11 protein-coding genes are annotated in these 16899 nt (G+C 35.5%); 2 read left to right on the forward strand and 9 right to left on the reverse strand.

The window, feature by feature from the left end; translation table 11 throughout:
- Nucleotides 1-7: 7 nt before the first annotated feature.
- From ISU00_RS12555 to ISU00_RS12595, 9 genes are all read right to left on the reverse strand, one after another.
- Nucleotides 8-928, reverse strand: a complete 921-nt coding sequence (locus ISU00_RS12555) for a DUF368 domain-containing protein (protein ID WP_228851013.1) — start codon at nt 926-928, stop codon at nt 8-10.
- 45 nt (nt 929-973) lie between these two features.
- A complete protein-coding gene (locus tag ISU00_RS12560; protein WP_228851014.1) occupies nt 974-2380 on the reverse strand; it encodes a tetratricopeptide repeat protein in 1407 nt (468 codons plus the stop codon).
- Nucleotides 2381-2542: 162 nt separating this feature from the next.
- Nucleotides 2543-3727 (reverse strand): aspartate aminotransferase family protein, encoded by a 1185-nt coding sequence (locus tag ISU00_RS12565; protein ID WP_228851015.1) that lies wholly within the window; start codon nt 3725-3727, stop codon nt 2543-2545.
- Nucleotides 3724-5544, reverse strand: coding sequence for an OstA-like protein (locus tag ISU00_RS12570; RefSeq protein WP_228851016.1), 1821 nt, complete (start codon nt 5542-5544; stop codon nt 3724-3726). Before ISU00_RS12570 ends, ISU00_RS12565 begins: the two co-directional genes overlap by 4 nt.
- A gap of 77 nt (nt 5545-5621) precedes the next feature.
- Nucleotides 5622-6917, reverse strand: coding sequence for an adenylosuccinate synthase (locus ISU00_RS12575; RefSeq protein ID WP_228851017.1), 1296 nt, complete (start codon nt 6915-6917; stop codon nt 5622-5624).
- A 9-nt stretch (nt 6918-6926) separates the two neighbouring features.
- Nucleotides 6927-7379 (reverse strand): Fur family transcriptional regulator, encoded by a 453-nt coding sequence (locus tag ISU00_RS12580; protein WP_228851018.1) that lies wholly within the window; start codon nt 7377-7379, stop codon nt 6927-6929.
- 26 nt (nt 7380-7405) lie between these two features.
- Entirely contained in the window at nt 7406-9610 is a 2205-nt protein-coding gene (locus ISU00_RS12585) for a RelA/SpoT family protein (protein WP_228851019.1), read from the reverse strand.
- Nucleotides 9611-9708: 98 nt separating this feature from the next.
- Nucleotides 9709-10980: a carboxypeptidase-like regulatory domain-containing protein gene (locus tag ISU00_RS12590; protein WP_228851020.1), complete on the reverse strand. Its 1272-nt coding sequence runs from the start codon at nt 10978-10980 to the stop codon at nt 9709-9711.
- A 90-nt stretch (nt 10981-11070) separates the two neighbouring features.
- Entirely contained in the window at nt 11071-13557 is a 2487-nt protein-coding gene (locus tag ISU00_RS12595) for a M14 family metallopeptidase (RefSeq protein ID WP_228851021.1), read from the reverse strand.
- Between the two features lie 108 nt (nt 13558-13665).
- On the opposite strand from ISU00_RS12595, the gene bshC reads away from it, so the two are divergent.
- Nucleotides 13666-15267, forward strand: a complete 1602-nt coding sequence (gene bshC / locus ISU00_RS12600) for a bacillithiol biosynthesis cysteine-adding enzyme BshC (RefSeq protein WP_228851022.1) — start codon at nt 13666-13668, stop codon at nt 15265-15267.
- Nucleotides 15268-15320: 53 nt separating this feature from the next.
- Nucleotides 15321-16853, forward strand: coding sequence for a glutamine-hydrolyzing GMP synthase (guaA, locus tag ISU00_RS12605; RefSeq protein ID WP_228851023.1), 1533 nt, complete (start codon nt 15321-15323; stop codon nt 16851-16853).
- Nucleotides 16854-16899 lie beyond the last annotated feature (46 nt).

Below are 16899 nucleotides of genomic sequence, written 5' to 3' on the forward strand. Positions count from 1 at the left end.
TGTGGATCTATTGGTATTTATTACCAATCTTTTCAAGAATGAAAATAGTTAAAAATCCAAATAGCATTAACAATACCGCCCAGAGGATATTAGGATCACCCTCATAAGCATAGGGGGAAATACTTTTCTCTAAAACAGGAACTTGCATTCCGTCGGAATCAATCCTCCATGTTAGGACCTTTTTCCAAGGCCATATCTTATTTAAAGAACCCGCTATAAACCCGGTTAATACGGCAAGGGTAATGTTATGGTAACGTTTGAATAACCATTTTAATACCCTGCTAAAACTTAATAAGCCAACTATCGCACCTATAACAAATAGGGCAATCCGTTTGAAATCAAAATCGTGTACTGCATCTGTAAGAGATTTATAAGCGCCTATGATAACCAGTATAAATGCACCAGAAATTCCCGGAAGAATCATAGCGCAAATTGCCAATGCACCTGCGAATATTAAGAATGAAGGGTTATTATTTTCTGAAAGGCTTGGTAAAGTTGAGATATAAAATGCTATGAAGGCCCCAACAATGAACCCCAAAATAACAGCCAATGTCCACTTTTTAATTTGTTTAGCCACAAAATAAATACTTGCCACAACCAAACCAAAGAAGAATGACCATATTAAAATGGGTTCATGTTCAATTAGGTATTTTGCCAATCTCATGAAGGAAACAAAACTTATGACTATACCAGTTAATAGAGCCAATAAAAAATTGCCATTTAGCTTAATCCAGAATGATTTAAACCCTTCATTTAAAAGGGTTTTTAAAAGGGAAAGATTTACATTGCTGATTGTAGTTATTAGCTCCTCGTAGATTCCAGCGATAAGAGCTATTGTGCCTCCAGACACTCCAGGAACCGCATCTGCGGCTCCCATAGCCAATCCTTTTAAAATAATAACAACATAATCAATTAACCGTCTTTGCATTAATTTAATTTCAAAAAAAGAAAGTAAAGGTAGGTAATTTTAATGCTAAGATTTTTCGGTAACCGCTATTATGTTTTTAACAGCTTGTAATTCTGTTATCGATGGAAATAATTCTTTAATGATGAATTGATATTCTTGGTTGATTAATACCCCATTTTTTAGATGAAAAATACCTTTCTCATTTTGTTGGACCATGAAATTTAGACCTGCTAATCGGTATTCTATCTCTGCATTTTCTGGGTAAAATTCGGCGGCTTGCATCAGATTTATTATTGAAGCTTCATATTCTCCTAAATTGGTGAGAATGTCCGCCCTAGAAATCCAAGTTTCAAGTTCGTAATTGCCATAATCAAGAGATTTTTTATAACCAACTTCAGCTTCTTCTAAAAAGTTTAGACGGTGGTTAATAACGGCATATAATTTCCAATATGCCACATTTTCACAATCTATATTAATTGCTTTATTTATATAATAAAGGGCTTTCTGGTAGTTTTTTGACCGATTATAAAATTTTGTAATAGCAATCCACCCTTTGTCGAGTAACGGATCCTCGTGAACAGTTTTATAATAAAAGTCTACTGCTAAATCTAGGTTACCCATTTTTTCGTGACAATGGCCAATTCGCAATAAAGCAAAAGAGGTTGGTTCGTCTAAAGTAAGAGTCATTTCATAAAACTCAATAGCTTCATTATAGCACTTCAATTTTTCTAAAACCTTACCTTTTTCAAGATAGGCTCCAACAAAGGTGTCATCTGAAATTATGGCAAAATCAAAAGCGGCCAAAGCTTTTTTCCATTCTTTTAAAGAGGTAAATTGTAATCCAAGTTGATGCCAGGCCACTTCACAATATGGATTTTCATCCAGATAATTGTTCAGGAAATTTATAGCTTCCTTGTTCTTATTTAAGTAATCGAAACAAAAAATGATATTATACAAGGCAGAATAGTCATGCATGTCGATTTCCAAGCATTTTTCAAAATAACTCAGTGCGTCAGCATATTTTTCCAAGAATAGGTATTCCATACCAATAAGGGAAAAAAGATCTGCGTCATCATCCTGATCCTCTGTGAATTCTAAGGCAATCATCAATGCATTAATTGCTTGTTGATGTTGGTCTTTTTTAGATAAAATACTGGCCTTTTGGATGTAAATCTCTTCGTTGGACGGTTCCAGCTCATACAACTCATCCAGTATTTCTTCCGCTTTCTCTAGATCATTTTCTAGAATGCAGATCTCTGTTTTGTACAACCTTAAATTGGTTGAAGACGGATGCTGCTGTAAGCCCATTTTGATGGCTTTTTTTGCTAATGCAATTTTTCCGTTTTCAAGATAGTGCTGGATGATGTTTTCAAATTCATTTGAATCGAAGAAGAGGACGTTGTTGGTTTTGAGCATCGATTCAAATCGCGTTAAGGAAAGGTTGTTGTGGTCGTCTCTGTGACTAAACTCCATAAGCAGTATATGATTTTAGGTACTTAAATTTACTTTTCTATTTAGCGCTTTAACGAAATCTTAACGAATGTTTTTAACAAATTAATTAACATAATAAAATATATTTTTTGAAAAAACCTTGTAAAACTCTATGATTCAGAAGGATTGGTTCGCTCTTTTTTACTATTGCTTAAGGTTGTTTAAAACATCAATTATTATGTCACAACCTTTTTTTAATTCCTCAATGCTTATTGTTAGAGGTGGTGTTATTCGCAGTGCCTTTCCTTCAAAAAGCAACCAAAATAATAACAGACCCCTATTTTTGCACTCAAGAATGACTTCAGAAGCCAATTCAGAATTTGGAAGCATTGCTGCTAACATTAAACCCTTTCCTCGAATTTCATTGATAAGTGGATGTTTTAAATAATTCCTTACAAACTTTTCTTTTTCCAGCGTTAGAGGGATTAAATCTGAAGAAGTAATTTCTTTTAATGTGGCAAGTGCGGCAGCGGAAATAACTGGATGGCCGCCAAATGTTGTGATATGACCTAATTTTGGATTATCCATAAGGCAATCCATCATTTTCTTCGATGAGGTAAAAGCCCCAATTGGCATACCGCCTCCCAAACCTTTTCCTGTTACCACAATATCTGGTACAACTCCATAATTTTGAAAGCCAAATAATTTTCCTGTTCGACCAATACCGGGTTGTATTTCATCTAAAATTAACAGCGCGCCAACTTCCTCACATCGCTTTTTAACTTTTAAGAGATAATTATTTTTTGGTTCCACGAAGCCAGCTCCTCCCTGTATTGTTTCTAAAATTACTGAAGCTGTTGATTTGGTAATTTTATCAATATCTTTTTCATTATTAAACTCAATAAAATTAATTCCAGGTATCAGAGGTCTGAAGGCTCGCTTACGATTTTCATAACCCATAACACTCATAGAGCCCATGGTATTACCATGATAGGCATTTATTGCTGATATTATTTCAGCTCTACCAGTATATCGTTTAGAGAGTTTTATAGCGCCTTCAATCGCTTCCGTTCCAGAATTTGTAAAATAGGTAGTCTGTAGTGGCTGAGGCATATGTTCAGCCATTAATTCAGCAAGAGCAACTGGCGCATCTTGTACAAATTCACCATAAACCATTACATGTAAATACTTATCAAGCTGCTCCTTGATGGCACTTACAACTTTGGGATTATTATGTCCAAGTGGACATGCAGAAACCCCTGCAATAAAATCGAGGTAAGGTTTTCCATTTTTGTCATAAATAAATGACCCCTCAGCTCTGTCTACTTCCACTACGAAAGGATGAGTTGAAGTCTGGGCCTGAAATTTCAAGAACCTCTCCAAACTCATTGCTGATCTTTTTTAGGTTTGCTTAGGGGCAGTTTTCTGGTTTTTGGGACGGTCCTAGTTACACTATCCTTTTGTCGTTTTGCCTCCAAAACTTCCTTAGGTAGATTTCTGCCTGTTTTTTTCTCTTCTGTTTCTTTGTTTTCTTCCGTAGCATTGATACGTTCCATCATCTCCTCGTCAAAGAATTCTTCCTGCGGAATATATTCATCTAGGCCTCCAATTTTCGGTAATTCCAGAGGAGGATCCTCTGAAAATAAGTCTTCAATGCTCTTTGGTCGTTCCTCTTCGCGCCAATTAAAGCCTCTAAAAAGACGGGCATTTTCAGGAAAGTCTGATTGTGGATATAATGTCCCTTCTGGTTGGTTGTAAGGTCGAATTTCTTCAACCGTATTATCTGCAATTGTAAGCAAAATATTACCTGACTTTAATTTGTTGATTCCAACAAGTTCTTGAGCATCATTACGAACATAATAGATTACTTCGGCATTTTTTATTATATCAACTTGATATAATTTATTTTCCCTGAACAACCCAATAAGACGCTGACCTTTCGTTTGGTTATATCCTGCTCCCAAAGTATCCTCACTAATTAAAAAAGCATTATTGAATACTTTTAATGAATCCATTTGTTCAGTTTCCACATTAGAAATAAGATGAATTGAATCACCAGTCATTTGGTTTTTCATATTCCAAATAACAGGATAGCGTTTACCTGAAAATTTATCCGTAGAAGCAAATCTTTCAAGATTTATTAATTGTGTTAATCCGGTTTTTTGGTCTGCATGTATAGAGTCGGCTTTGCCGCTTAAATCGCTTTTAAATATTTTGGCGTTATAATATGCCCTTGTAATACGGTGTTCAGGTGGGCCTGTTACCATCATAGTATCGCTATGTATATAAAGTGAGTCTCGTTCTTGAACGGTAATTGCTAATGCTTTTTTAGTTATAAAAACAGAATCTTTATCTCTATAAACCTCTGCATAGTGCCCTCGAATGACGCTATTATTTATTGTGTCAGTTACCTTTATATTGTTTGTAGCGGACGCAAAATTTCTATTTCTGTCGAAAAACATACTGTCCCCCTCTACCTCACGATTTTCATAATTGATCTTTGATTTCTTAACAAAGTAACCATTGTCTAATTTGGTGTCATAGAAACCTCGTTCACAGTAAATTGTACTTTGTTCTCCTCTAATCCAGGTTGGGCCATAAAGATAGGCATGTCCACTTTCCGTATAAAAATCTAACCTGTCGCTATCAATTGTATAATCCGGGTTCACCAATTTAACCTTATTTACAAATTGATATTTTTTGTTATTCATGTAATATCTACCCACTTGACTGGTTATTGTACCAGATGTGTCCCTTACCACCGTCCCAAAGGATTTATAATAAGCCTGTTGCTTTATCCTATCAAAATACAAAGTGTCCGTGGTGAGTCTTGATTGAGGTTCGGTCAGTATAACGTCACCGCTGGCAAAAGCTAATTGGGTTTTGCCACTGTATTCTGAATAAGCCGCCGACATTGAAATCGTATCGCCTTGATTCATTCTAACATTGCCAAAGGCTTCAATAAAATCTTCCTGTTGGTAATAAATGGCCTTATCACAAAACATGTCGATACCCTCATGGATTACATGTATTTGTTGACTATTGTCTCTAACAAAGGTGGTAACATTTTCCCCTGTAAGACTATCCCTTAAGGTGAAACCGGCATATTCAACGCGGATTTTTTTTGTTTGCTGTTGGCTATACCCAAAGTAACCTACTAGAATAATGGTTATCAGTGAAAGATAATGCCTTAAAGTTAGCCTCAAGATATTGTTTTTTTGAAATTAACTCTTTAAACCCAACTTTGTTATCCGTTCGGTCCTTTTTAACGCAAGTTTTAGGTTTACCCTAAACTCAAGGCGGAGTTTTTACGGTTAATGGTTTGAACCCTATCGGGTCCAACAGAGACAATACTAATTGGAATTTGAAGTTCCTTCTCCAAATATTCAATGTAATTTATGAGTTCAGTAGGAAGTTCATCAGACTTCGTAATCGTTGTGATATCTTCCTTCCATCCCTTTAGTTCTTTATAAATCGGCGTAACATATTCTTCATCTAGACTATATGGAAAGTGGGTAATTTCTTCGCCACGATAATAATAAGACGTACATACTTTTATGGTTTCAAAACCAGATAATACGTCCGCTTTCATCATCGTCAATTGTGTAACACCATTAATAAGACAGGCATAGCGAAGTGCGACTAAATCAAGCCACCCACATCTTCTTGGTCTACCCGTGGTTGCGCCAAATTCATGACCGACACGCCCCATGGTTTCACCAATTTCATCAAATAATTCTGTTGGGAAGGGGCCTGAACCTACACGGGTTGTATAGGCCTTAAAAATACCAATGACATCTCCAATTTGGTTTGGAGCCACCCCTAGACCAGTACATGCACCGGCGGCAGTAGTATTGGAAGAAGTTACATATGGATAAGTGCCGAAATCTATGTCTAACAAAGAGCCTTGTGCACCTTCTGCCAAGATACTCTTACCTTCTTTTTGGGCATTAAATAAAAATTCTTCTGAATCTATAATTTTTAACGTCTTTAAAAGCTCAACTGCTTCAAAAAATTCAGCTTCCAATTGTTTCAAATCGTATGAAAGATCTACGTTGTAAAAATCTATCATGGCTTCATGTTTATCTGCCAATGATCGATATTTTTCCTTCCAATCGGGCATTTCCAAATCACCGACACGTATCCCATTTCTTCCTGTTTTGTCCATGTAGGTCGGTCCAATACCTTTTAAGGTTGAACCAATCTTGGCCTTTCCCTTTGCAGCTTCACTTGCCGCGTCGAGTAACCGATGGGTAGGTAGAATAATATGAGCCTTCCTAGAAATAAAAAGAGATTTTCTATAGTCGATTTCATGTTGTTCAAGACCCAACAATTCCTTTTTAAAAATCACCGGATCGATAACAACACCATTACCAACTAGGTTAATGGCCTTTTCATGAAAAATACCTGATGGAATAGTATGTAGAACATGTTTCTTGCCGTTAAAAACTAACGTGTGGCCAGCGTTTGGTCCACCTTGAAAACGAGCAATTATATCATATTTTGAAGTGAGAACATCAACAATTTTTCCTTTGCCTTCATCTCCCCATTGTAATCCGAGTAGTAAGTCTACTGCCATTTTAATGTCTTAGTTAGATTTGTTTTTAGTGCCGTAGAAATATAATGAGTGTTTATTGATTTTAATATCAAAAACTTCTTCTATTGTTTTCTTAATTGATTGAATCCTAGGATCGCAAAACTCTATAACCTCGCCAGTATCTGTAAGGATAACATGGTCATGCTGTCGATCGAAATAAGATTTTTCGTAATGAGCCTGATTTTGGCCAAATTGGTGTTTGCGGACTAAGCCACATTCTAAAAGAATTTCGATGGTGTTATACAGGGTGGCCCTGCTAACCCTGTAATTCTTGGTTTTCATTTTCACATAAAGAGATTCTATATCGAAATGCTCTTCACTTTCATAAATTTCTTGAAGAATGGCATAACGCTCTGGGGTTTTTCTATGCCCCTTTTCTTCTAGAAATTTGGTAAAAACGTTTTTAACGATTTCCTGGTTACTCTGTTTGGTACTGACACTCATAATAAGGCTGCAAATTTACGGAATTTTTAAACTCTGATTACCTTGTCTATTCCGTTAATTTTTTTGAGGTTATCAATAAGCTTTTGAAGCATATTTTTGTTGTTAACAACAACGTTAATCCGGCCGGTAAACATTCCATCATCACTTTCAAAACTTAAACTTTTCATATTTACGTGCATATTATCGGAAATCACTTTTGTTATTTCATTCACCAAACCTAAGTTATCAATACCGGATAAAGAAATCTTTGCAGCATATTCTTGTTGTGAAGAATCTATCCACTTAGCCTTTAAAATCCTATAGGCATAATTAGATTGTAAACTGAGGGCATTTGGGCAGTTTTTTTTATGGACCTTAATCCCTTCATTTACTGTAAGAAATCCAAATACAGGATCTCCTGGGATAGGATTGCAACATGCAGACAATTTGTAGTCTAGCTTTTCCTCCTCCTTGCCAAAAACCAACATATCGTATTTAGAAGTAATCTCATCTTTATCGATATCTTGTGCTACTTGTGGTTTTCGGATTTTATTTTTAATGTAGCTCATAAAGGCATTGCTCCTTGAGCCCACATATTCTTTTAACATTGAGTTATCAATGGTTCCTATTCCTACTCGAAAGAATAAATCTAAACTTGTTTTAAGCTTAAAATAAACGACCATCTCATTGACGATCTTTTCATCTAAAGTTAATTTGAGTTGTTTTAATTTTCTCCTTAATATTTCTTTGCCATCTTCCGCTATTGACTTTTTCTCTTGTTTTAAAGAGGATTTAATTTTACTTCGAGCCCTTGCGGTAGTAGCATAATCGAGCCAGTTAGTATTTGGTTTGGCATTTTCTGAAGTGAGAATTTCCACCTGATCACCACTTTGTAATTCTTGACTAAGCGGTACCAATTTACCATTTACCTTAGCGCCACGAGTGTGCATGCCCACCTCTGTGTGTATACTAAATGCAAAATCTAATGCAGTTGCCCCTTTTGGCAAAGATTTTAAATCTCCCTTTGGTGAGAATACGTAGATTTCTTTAGAGTAAAGATTAAGCTTGAATTGTTCTACAAAGTCAACGGGATTGGTTTCATTATTTTCTAAGGCTTCCTGAAGTTTATTGATCCATGTATCTAATACATCCTCCTTGTCACCTTGTTTATATTTATAATGGGCTGCATAACCTTTTTCTGCAATTTCATTCATACGCTCACTTCTAATCTGAACTTCCACCCAGCGTCCTTTCGGGCCCATTACTGTGATATGTAATGCTTCATATCCGGTAGATTTTGGTGAAGAAATCCAATCCCGGAGTCGGGTAGGGTTAGGGGTAAAGTGGTCGGTAACAATAGAATATATTTTCCAGGCTAAAAACTTTTCATTAGAAGGATCTGCCTTATAAATAATTCTAACGGCGAACTTATCATAAACCTCATCAAAAGAAACGCCTTGTTTCATCATCTTCCTTCGTATGGAAAAAATTGATTTAGGCCTACCTTTTATTTCATATTCTAGACCCTCAGTGTTTAGTGCATTTCTAATAATACTATTGAATTCTTTTATGTAAGCATCCTGTTCTTCCTTGCTTTCCCGTATTTTCAGAAGGATGTCATTATAAACTTCAGGCTCAGTATATTTTAAGCCTAAATCTTCTAACTCCGTTTTTATGTTATAAAGTCCTATCCTATGAGCTAAAGGAGCGTATATATATAATGTTTCCGATGCTATTTTTTCTTGCTTGGCATCAGGCATTGAATCCATCGTCTGCATGTTGTGGAGACGGTCGGCAATTTTAATTATAATTACCCTAACGTCGTCATGAAGGGTAAGGAGCATTTTACGGAAATTTTCTGCTTGAAGTGAAATATCCATATCGGTACTCAATACCGATATTTTTGTAAGACCATCAACTATTCTTGCAACAGTTTCACCAAACATGCGCTCAATATCATGGATGGTGTAATTTTCGTTGTCCTCAACGACATCATGAAGCAATGCAGCTGCGATTGAAGTTGCATCTAAGCCAATTTCTGAAGCCACAATTTTGGCGACAGCTATTGGATGAAATATATAGGCTTCACCAGATTTCCTCCTCTGTTCTTTATGTGCATCAACGGCTACATCAAAAGCTTTACGAATAAGTTTTTTATCCTCAGTACTTAAAGTTTGATAACTGACTTTAAGAAGCTCTTTGTAGGCTTTAGCAATCGATGCATTTTCTTTTTCTATATCAACATCCGTCATAAAACTAAAATAGCAATAAAGGATTTAATGGACAATAGCAGTATGTAACAAGATTTTTGCGAGTCCTGTTTAAGTTAATTCAAAATGGCGTGGAAAAATTATCCTCGGCGGAGTTGTCGATTTATTTTTCTAATTGCCTGTTCTATAGATTTTTCAGGTTCAATAATATTGTATTCACCCCAAAACTCGGGATCTGCAAACCCTGATGCTTCATCTGTTAGAATTACACTAGGCCGTAATTTTTCCTTCGGATCAATTTTTTGACCTAGGTTTTCTTCCCAATCAGTTATGACCATTTCACTTTGAAGGGTATAAACACTATTAAACAATTTGCCTTTCCAGTCCACCTTAAAGGTAAGCAGGATATTGCTATAACCATAATACCATTTGCCATCTTTGGTTTTGTAATCTACCCTATAAGAGGCTTCAGTAGGATATACACTTACTCGTCTTGGTTTTTTCTGAACGAATAGGTTTGCCGCCAATTCCTGGTCTTCCACATTGAGATTATATACAGCACTTGTTAAGGCATAGGTTTGTGCGTCAATATATAATTTACCATAGTATAATGGCGTAAGGATTTCCGGTTTCTGATTAAATTCCACCACAAAAACCCTGCGATCATTAATTTGTGTAGACGGTAGGAATTTGAATTTATATGCATCAATGTAGTCTTTACTAAATACAAATTCTGGATATTTAACCAAATCTGAGTAAATAGTATTGAAAGGCCCTCCTTGAAGTTTTAGGGCAATAGTGTCTAGTTTTGAATAATTGGTGCTCTTTCTAGACTTTATTAATTTAACATCATCATTTCTATAGGTATCATAAGGTTCTTTGTAAACCTCAACCACAGCTTCTGCCAGTGATGCATTTTGACGACGTTTCTTAATGGTTTCCCTATAAAAAGCCGTCATCAGGGTATTTTGATCTAGGTAATTCCCTTTACGTTTTAGGCATTCCCTTACCAAGGCTTCGGCGTCTTTTGGTATGGTTAAACTTATTTCGTTTAATTCAGTAATAAGAATATTTAATTTTACTTTTCCATCTAACCGTCGTAGCTCTTCTAGACTAATTTTTCTTTCTTGATAACCAAGAAATGAAAATACGATATTGTTTGATGTAAATTCATTTGGGATTTTAATTAAATAGGCTCCTTCCGCATTTGTAACAGTTCTAATATTTGTGTTTTCAACTGTAACATCCGCAAATACCAATTCTTCCCCGGAACTTGCATCGGTAACTTCACCAGAAATTTCAACAAAACCTTGTCCAAAAGAATTTTGGCAAATGAAAAATGTAAAAACAATTAAGATTATAAAATTTTTAAATTTTATTAACTTATTGAAATTTAATGATTTAATATCCATGGCTTTCATAACAATTTAATCTTGACACACTTTTTTAAAGTAAGTCATAAGATACGAAATTTTCAGCAAAAAGTCGGTGTGCTAAATTTCCTATAATTCTTGGTAAGAACCATTATTTACTAGGAAAAGTGCATTGGCAAAAAATAATTTGCCATTTTCCCAAAAACTTCTAAACAGTACATTGTCAGCAAGATAAATAACACTGCCATTGCCTATTGATTCTTCCCCAAATACAAGGCTATTTGAAAGGTTCTTTAATGTGTTGTTCCCGGCAAATCCGGAAATGCTCACTGGATTATCACCCAAATAACCAACCGAATACCCTTTTTCAAGTAAATTATAGGCCTCATTGCCTAACTTCAGTGAGTAATAATTTTTTGGATAACCAAATGCTAAAGGGTGTGTATTGTCTAGATTTAGGTTGAATACAGCGCCAGTAATTAAATCTTTGATAGACTCTCTCTCTCGTTGATTGTAGGGTATTAAATCCTTAGCAGTTGTTAGGCTGTCTCTCTTATTTTCTGATTTGTGTTGCTTGAGTTCAAACCCTTCTTTGTCGGCAAATATATTTAACGCGCCTTCAATTGCAATTACCTTTCCGCCTTTCGAAATAAAGGATTTCAATTTTTCGCGAGTGGCATCGTCAAAATAGCCACCATAATAACCATTTGGGATTACCAATATATTGAAATCATCTAGACTTACTTGTTTGAAATAATCCGTATTTAGAGTTGCAATTGGATAATTTAATTGTTGTTCAAAATAATGCCATATTTCACCGAAACTTAAAGAAGATGTATACTGACCTGATAAAACAGCAATTTTTGGTGGATTGATCAATTGAATATCACTTGATCCAAAATCTGGTCCTTTACTTGAAAAACCACTATTTATTGGTACTATATTACGCTGATGTTTATTGGCAATTTCTGCCAATTCATTATCAAAAATCTCATTATTGTTATCAGCCCTCAAAATCAGTAACGTTCCTCTATCAAATTGGTTACTGTTATTTTCAATTGGATTATTGGTGAATCTAACTCGAATCTTGTTTTTTATTAGATCAGCCAAGAATTTTGCGTCAGCAATAGAGGTCCATTTTGCTGCATATCCAGGAACTTTAGATTCAAATTTATTAGCTTGAAACTGTGAGGTGCCATTTGATGGCGTAATTGATTTAGTAGTTGTAATAACATCCAACCCATAGGCATAAGGTAGTGGCCATGCTGTAATATCATAGGTCAAGGAGTCGACCAACTTGGTTTGGTTTTCAAATAAGATTTTAACCATATTTCCTTTGGATTGATTAGTTGATACAACCAAGTCGCCTTCATTTAATTGCAAAGTTGCATTTTGTTTTAATCTGGGATTATAACCTGAAATTTTTGACGCAGAAGTAGCTTGGTATTTTATGCGGTGTTTATCCAGTAAAGATTTTAGCGAATTAATTTTGTCAGAATCTCCATGTAATACATAATTTAAATTATTGTTTACAGATTCGTTAAAAAACTGTTTGAATTCAGATAACATTTTAGGCGCATTAGATACAGCCATTTCCACGGTGGATAACCCTGTAACTGTATGGTGTAATAAGCGGTCCTTTAGCGTCAATTCTATTCCTTCGTCATTATTAATTCCAAGGCCTGCCAAACCATGACCTGCTTGCTCATAGGTCATTCCAATGGCGCCCATAAATGTTGGGTAGGTATCTCCATAGCTTGGATATAGTAAATCAAAACGTTCTCGAGTAAAGTACAACCATCCGTTTTGGTCGAAATATTTTGCATGGTTTTTACCGATTATAGTTTGAAATTCTCTCTGCCAATCGGTAATGTTTTCATGAAATGGTTCTGCTGCAGGTGCAAAATAATAAGGGTCATTAATATACTGTTCATGAAAATCTACGTGTATATGGGGCATCCAATCATTGTATATCTTCAAGCGGGCTTGGGTCTCAATCTGGCTTGCCCAAACCCAATCCCTATTTAAATCGAACAGATAATGGTTGGGTCTTCCGCCAGGCCATGGTTCCCTATGTTCACTTGAATTTCGATTCGCCGAATATGGATGGTTTCTCGTTTGGTTATACCAATTTACATATCGATCTCTTCCATCGGGATTTATGCAAGGGTCAATTATTACAACAACATTTTCTAGCCAATCTGTTTTTTCAGTTAATAATTTATATAAGGTCAGCATTGAAGCTTCGGTGCTACTGGCCTCATTACCATGCACATTATAACTAAGCCAAACAATAGGGAAATCATTGCCGGTATTCTCCATAATTCCAGTATTTCCCATGTGGGCCCTCCTAATCTGCTCTAAATTGCCAATATTTTTGGAGGAGCTTATGGTGGCAACATAGAGTGGTCGACCTTCATAGGTAGAACCATATTGTTTTAAAACAACTTGCCCCGGTAGAGTTTCACTAATTTCTTTAAAATAGTCAATTACTCTATGGTGACGTGTAAATTCAGATCCCAATTCATAGCCCAAAAATTCAGATGGAGAGGAAATATTTTGACCTAGACAAAAATTAAATGTTATAAATATTACTAGTGAAAATAGTTTTTTCATGCTTCATGATTAAATTACGGTTAAAGATAATGGCTGTTTTGAATTAACTAAATATTAGGACTTAAAAAAATCCTTAATTTTATCTTTACGCGCTTTAACCTTCCATAAATGCTTAAATCTTCAATACCGTTTAAGGAAACAAATTATTTTTCTAATATCATTTGTGATTATTTGGAGGTCGATCCTAACCTTCAAAAATTCTTTAATAGATTTCCAACGCTTGAAAATTTTAAGTTTCAACTTGAAGAAAAACAACAACATTTTTCCTCTGAAAAAAGAGAGATTCTAGTAAATCGGTTGAAACATCAATATCAAACCGTTGAAAATTCTATTTTAACTAAAAACAATATTGATCTTCTTGCTGACAGCAAAACATTTACTGTTGTAACTGGGCACCAATTAAGCCTTTTTACCGGACCACTTTACTTTTGGTATAAAATTATCAGTGTCATTAATCTTTGCCAAAAACTTTCGGAAGAATATCCCAGTTACAATTTTGTACCTGTTTATTGGATGGCAACGGAGGATCATGACTTTGCTGAGATAAACCATTTCCGTTTTGAAGGAAAACTTATTCAATGGAATCGTGATAGCAGTGGTGCGGTAGGTCATTTACCATTGGACGGTTTAAAAGAGGTTGCTGAGGTTTTTTCTGCACATTTCAATGGAAACAATAATTCCAAAAAGCTTAAAGAACTTTTTGAAAAAAGTTATTTAGAGCACTCTAACCTTACAGAGGCTATGCGCTATTTAGTAAATGAATTGTTCGGTGAGCAAGGCCTTGTTATAGTTGATGGTGATGATAAAGGATTAAAAAAACTGTTTGTTCCAAATTTGATAAATGAAATTGAAACAGGTTTTTCCGAAAGGTATGTTATCAATACAAATAGAAAACTTGAAGAAGTATCACAAGAGTATAAGATTCAAGTTAATCCACGGGAGATAAATCTTTTTTATGTACGCGAAAACTATAGGGATAGAATAGTTCAGATTGAAAATAAATTCTCTGCAATAGATTCGGATTGGTCTTGGACAGAAAAAGAATTAAAATCTGAAATGGAAGAATACCCAGAAAGATTTAGCCCGAATGTTATCTTAAGACCTTTATATCAAGAAGTTATTTTACCAAATCTGTGTTATATCGGAGGTGGGGGTGAACTTGCATATTGGTTGCAGCTTAAGGAAATGTTTGAATCACAACAGGTTCCTTTTCCAGTTCTTCTTTTGAGAAATTCCGCGTTGTTAATTACTGAAAAACAGTCATCCAAGCTTCAAAAGCTAGATATTAAATTAAATGAATTATTTCTGCCACAATCTGAATTTAAGACTTTATTAGCCAAGAAATATTCAAAAATTAATATCGATTTTAGCCAACAAAAAAACTACTTGAAATCTCAATTTAAGACTTTGTATGATTTAGCTGAACAAACAGATAAATCATTTATCGGAGCTGTTGCGGCACAAGAAAAGAAACAACTAAATGGTTTAGATCATCTAGAAAAACGATTGTTGAAAGCCCAAAAACGAAAACTTGCCGATAAACTAGATAAAGCTATGGATTTGAAGAACCAACTTTTCCCTAATGGAAGTCTTCAGGAGCGGGTCAGTAATTTTTCAGAATTTTATCAGGAATATGGACATGATTTTAAAAATCAATTACTTGAAAATCTCTATCCATTGCACCAAGAATTTTTAATAATAGAATTTTAACAAAAAAGCAGGAATCCAAATCCGATTTTTTAAATCAATCCTTATTTTTGCGCATGCAACACGATAAGGTACTCATTCTCGATTTCGGTTCACAATACACACAACTTATTGCTAGACGCGTTCGTGAACTCAACATTTACTGTGAAATTCATCCATATAATAAGCTCCCAGAGGACTTAGCAAGTTTTAAAGCGACAATTCTTTCTGGTTCGCCATTTTCTGTTCGCGCGGACAACGCCCCGCATCCAGATTTATCTGAATTAAAGACAAAAAAGCCACTTTTGGCAATTTGTTATGGAGCGCAATATTTAGCCCATTTTAATGGAGGTGAAGTTGCACCTTCTAATACCCGTGAATATGGTAGGGCAAATTTAGCATATGTTGAAGATGATCCCTTTCTTGAGGGTATACCAAATGGATCCCAGGTTTGGATGAGCCATAGTGATACTATAAAGCATTTGCCAGAAAATGCGATATTATTGGCAAGCACCACAGATGTAACGAATGCTGCCTATAAAATTGACGGTGAAAAGACTTATGGTATTCAATTTCACCCAGAAGTCTATCATACGGTAGACGGTACTTTATTGCTAAAAAATTTCTTGGTTGATATTTCCGGTTTAAATCAAGATTGGACTCCACATTCTTTTATTGAAGAAACGGTAGAAAATTTACAGAACCAGCTAGGAAATGATAAAGTTGTGTTGGGTCTCAGTGGAGGTGTGGATTCTTCGGTAGCCGCAATGTTGTTGCACAAGGCAATTGGCCAAAACTTATATTGCATTTTTGTAAATAATGGGCTCCTCCGGAAAAACGAATTTGAATCAGTGTTGGAGCAATACAAAGGAATGGGATTGAACGTAAAGGGTGTTGACGCTTCAACTCGGTTCCTAAAAGCCCTTGAAGGAGAATCAGATCCTGAAAATAAACGCAAAGCTATAGGTAGAACCTTCATAGAGGTATTTGATGATGAAGCCCATTTAATTGAGGATGTTAAATGGTTGGCTCAAGGTACTATTTACCCAGACGTGATAGAAAGTGTTTCAGCCACTGGTGGACCAAGCGCTACAATTAAAAGCCATCATAACGTAGGTGGGTTACCAGATTTTATGAAATTAAAAGTCGTGGAACCATTGAAATTGTTGTTTAAGGATGAGGTAAGGCGCGTTGGCGCATCTATGCATATGCATACTTCAATTTTGGGAAGACATCCATTTCCTGGACCTGGATTGGCCATCCGTATTTTGGGGGATATTACTGCTGAAAAGGTAAGAATTCTTCAAGAAGTAGATTCCATTTTCATTGAAGGCCTTCGCAAGTGGGATTTATACGATAAGGTATGGCAGGCTGGTGCAATTCTGCTGCCTGTTAATAGTGTTGGGGTTATGGGTGATGAGCGAACTTATGAGCAATGTGTTGCCCTTAGGGCGGTTGAAAGTACTGATGGTATGACAGCAGATTGGGTGAACTTGCCCTATGAATTCCTTCAGAAAATATCTAACGACATTATAAACAAAGTTAAAGGTGTTAACAGGGTTGTTTATGATATTAGTTCAAAACCACCCGCAACAATAGAATGGGAATAATTTTTTGGCATACTATTGGTATAATAAGCTCGTTAGATATTAGATT

It is taken from the genome of Aegicerativicinus sediminis, from assembly GCF_015476115.1.
GTDB lineage: Bacteria > Bacteroidota > Bacteroidia > Flavobacteriales > Flavobacteriaceae > Aegicerativicinus > Aegicerativicinus sediminis.

What these genes read in the sequence shown, in the direction of transcription:
- ISU00_RS12555 (WP_228851013.1), bottom strand. Translation starts at nt 928, where the DNA reads ATGCAAAGACGGTTAATTGATTATGTTGTTATTATTTTAAAAGGATTG.
- ISU00_RS12575 (WP_228851017.1), bottom strand. Translation starts at nt 6,917, where the DNA reads ATGGCAGTAGACTTACTACTCGGATTACAATGGGGAGATGAAGGCAAA.
- ISU00_RS12580 (WP_228851018.1), bottom strand. Translation starts at nt 7,379, where the DNA reads ATGAGTGTCAGTACCAAACAGAGTAACCAGGAAATCGTTAAAAACGTT.
- ISU00_RS12595 (WP_228851021.1), bottom strand. Translation starts at nt 13,557, where the DNA reads ATGAAAAAACTATTTTCACTAGTAATATTTATAACATTTAATTTTTGT.
- ISU00_RS12590 (WP_228851020.1), bottom strand. Translation starts at nt 10,980, where the DNA reads ATGGATATTAAATCATTAAATTTCAATAAGTTAATAAAATTTAAAAAT.
- guaA (WP_228851023.1), top strand. Translation starts at nt 15,321, where the DNA reads ATGCAACACGATAAGGTACTCATTCTCGATTTCGGTTCACAATACACA.
- ISU00_RS12585 (WP_228851019.1), bottom strand. Translation starts at nt 9,610, where the DNA reads ATGACGGATGTTGATATAGAAAAAGAAAATGCATCGATTGCTAAAGCC.
- bshC (WP_228851022.1), top strand. Translation starts at nt 13,666, where the DNA reads ATGCTTAAATCTTCAATACCGTTTAAGGAAACAAATTATTTTTCTAAT.
- ISU00_RS12565 (WP_228851015.1), bottom strand. Translation starts at nt 3,727, where the DNA reads ATGAGTTTGGAGAGGTTCTTGAAATTTCAGGCCCAGACTTCAACTCAT.
- ISU00_RS12560 (WP_228851014.1), bottom strand. Translation starts at nt 2,380, where the DNA reads ATGGAGTTTAGTCACAGAGACGACCACAACAACCTTTCCTTAACGCGA.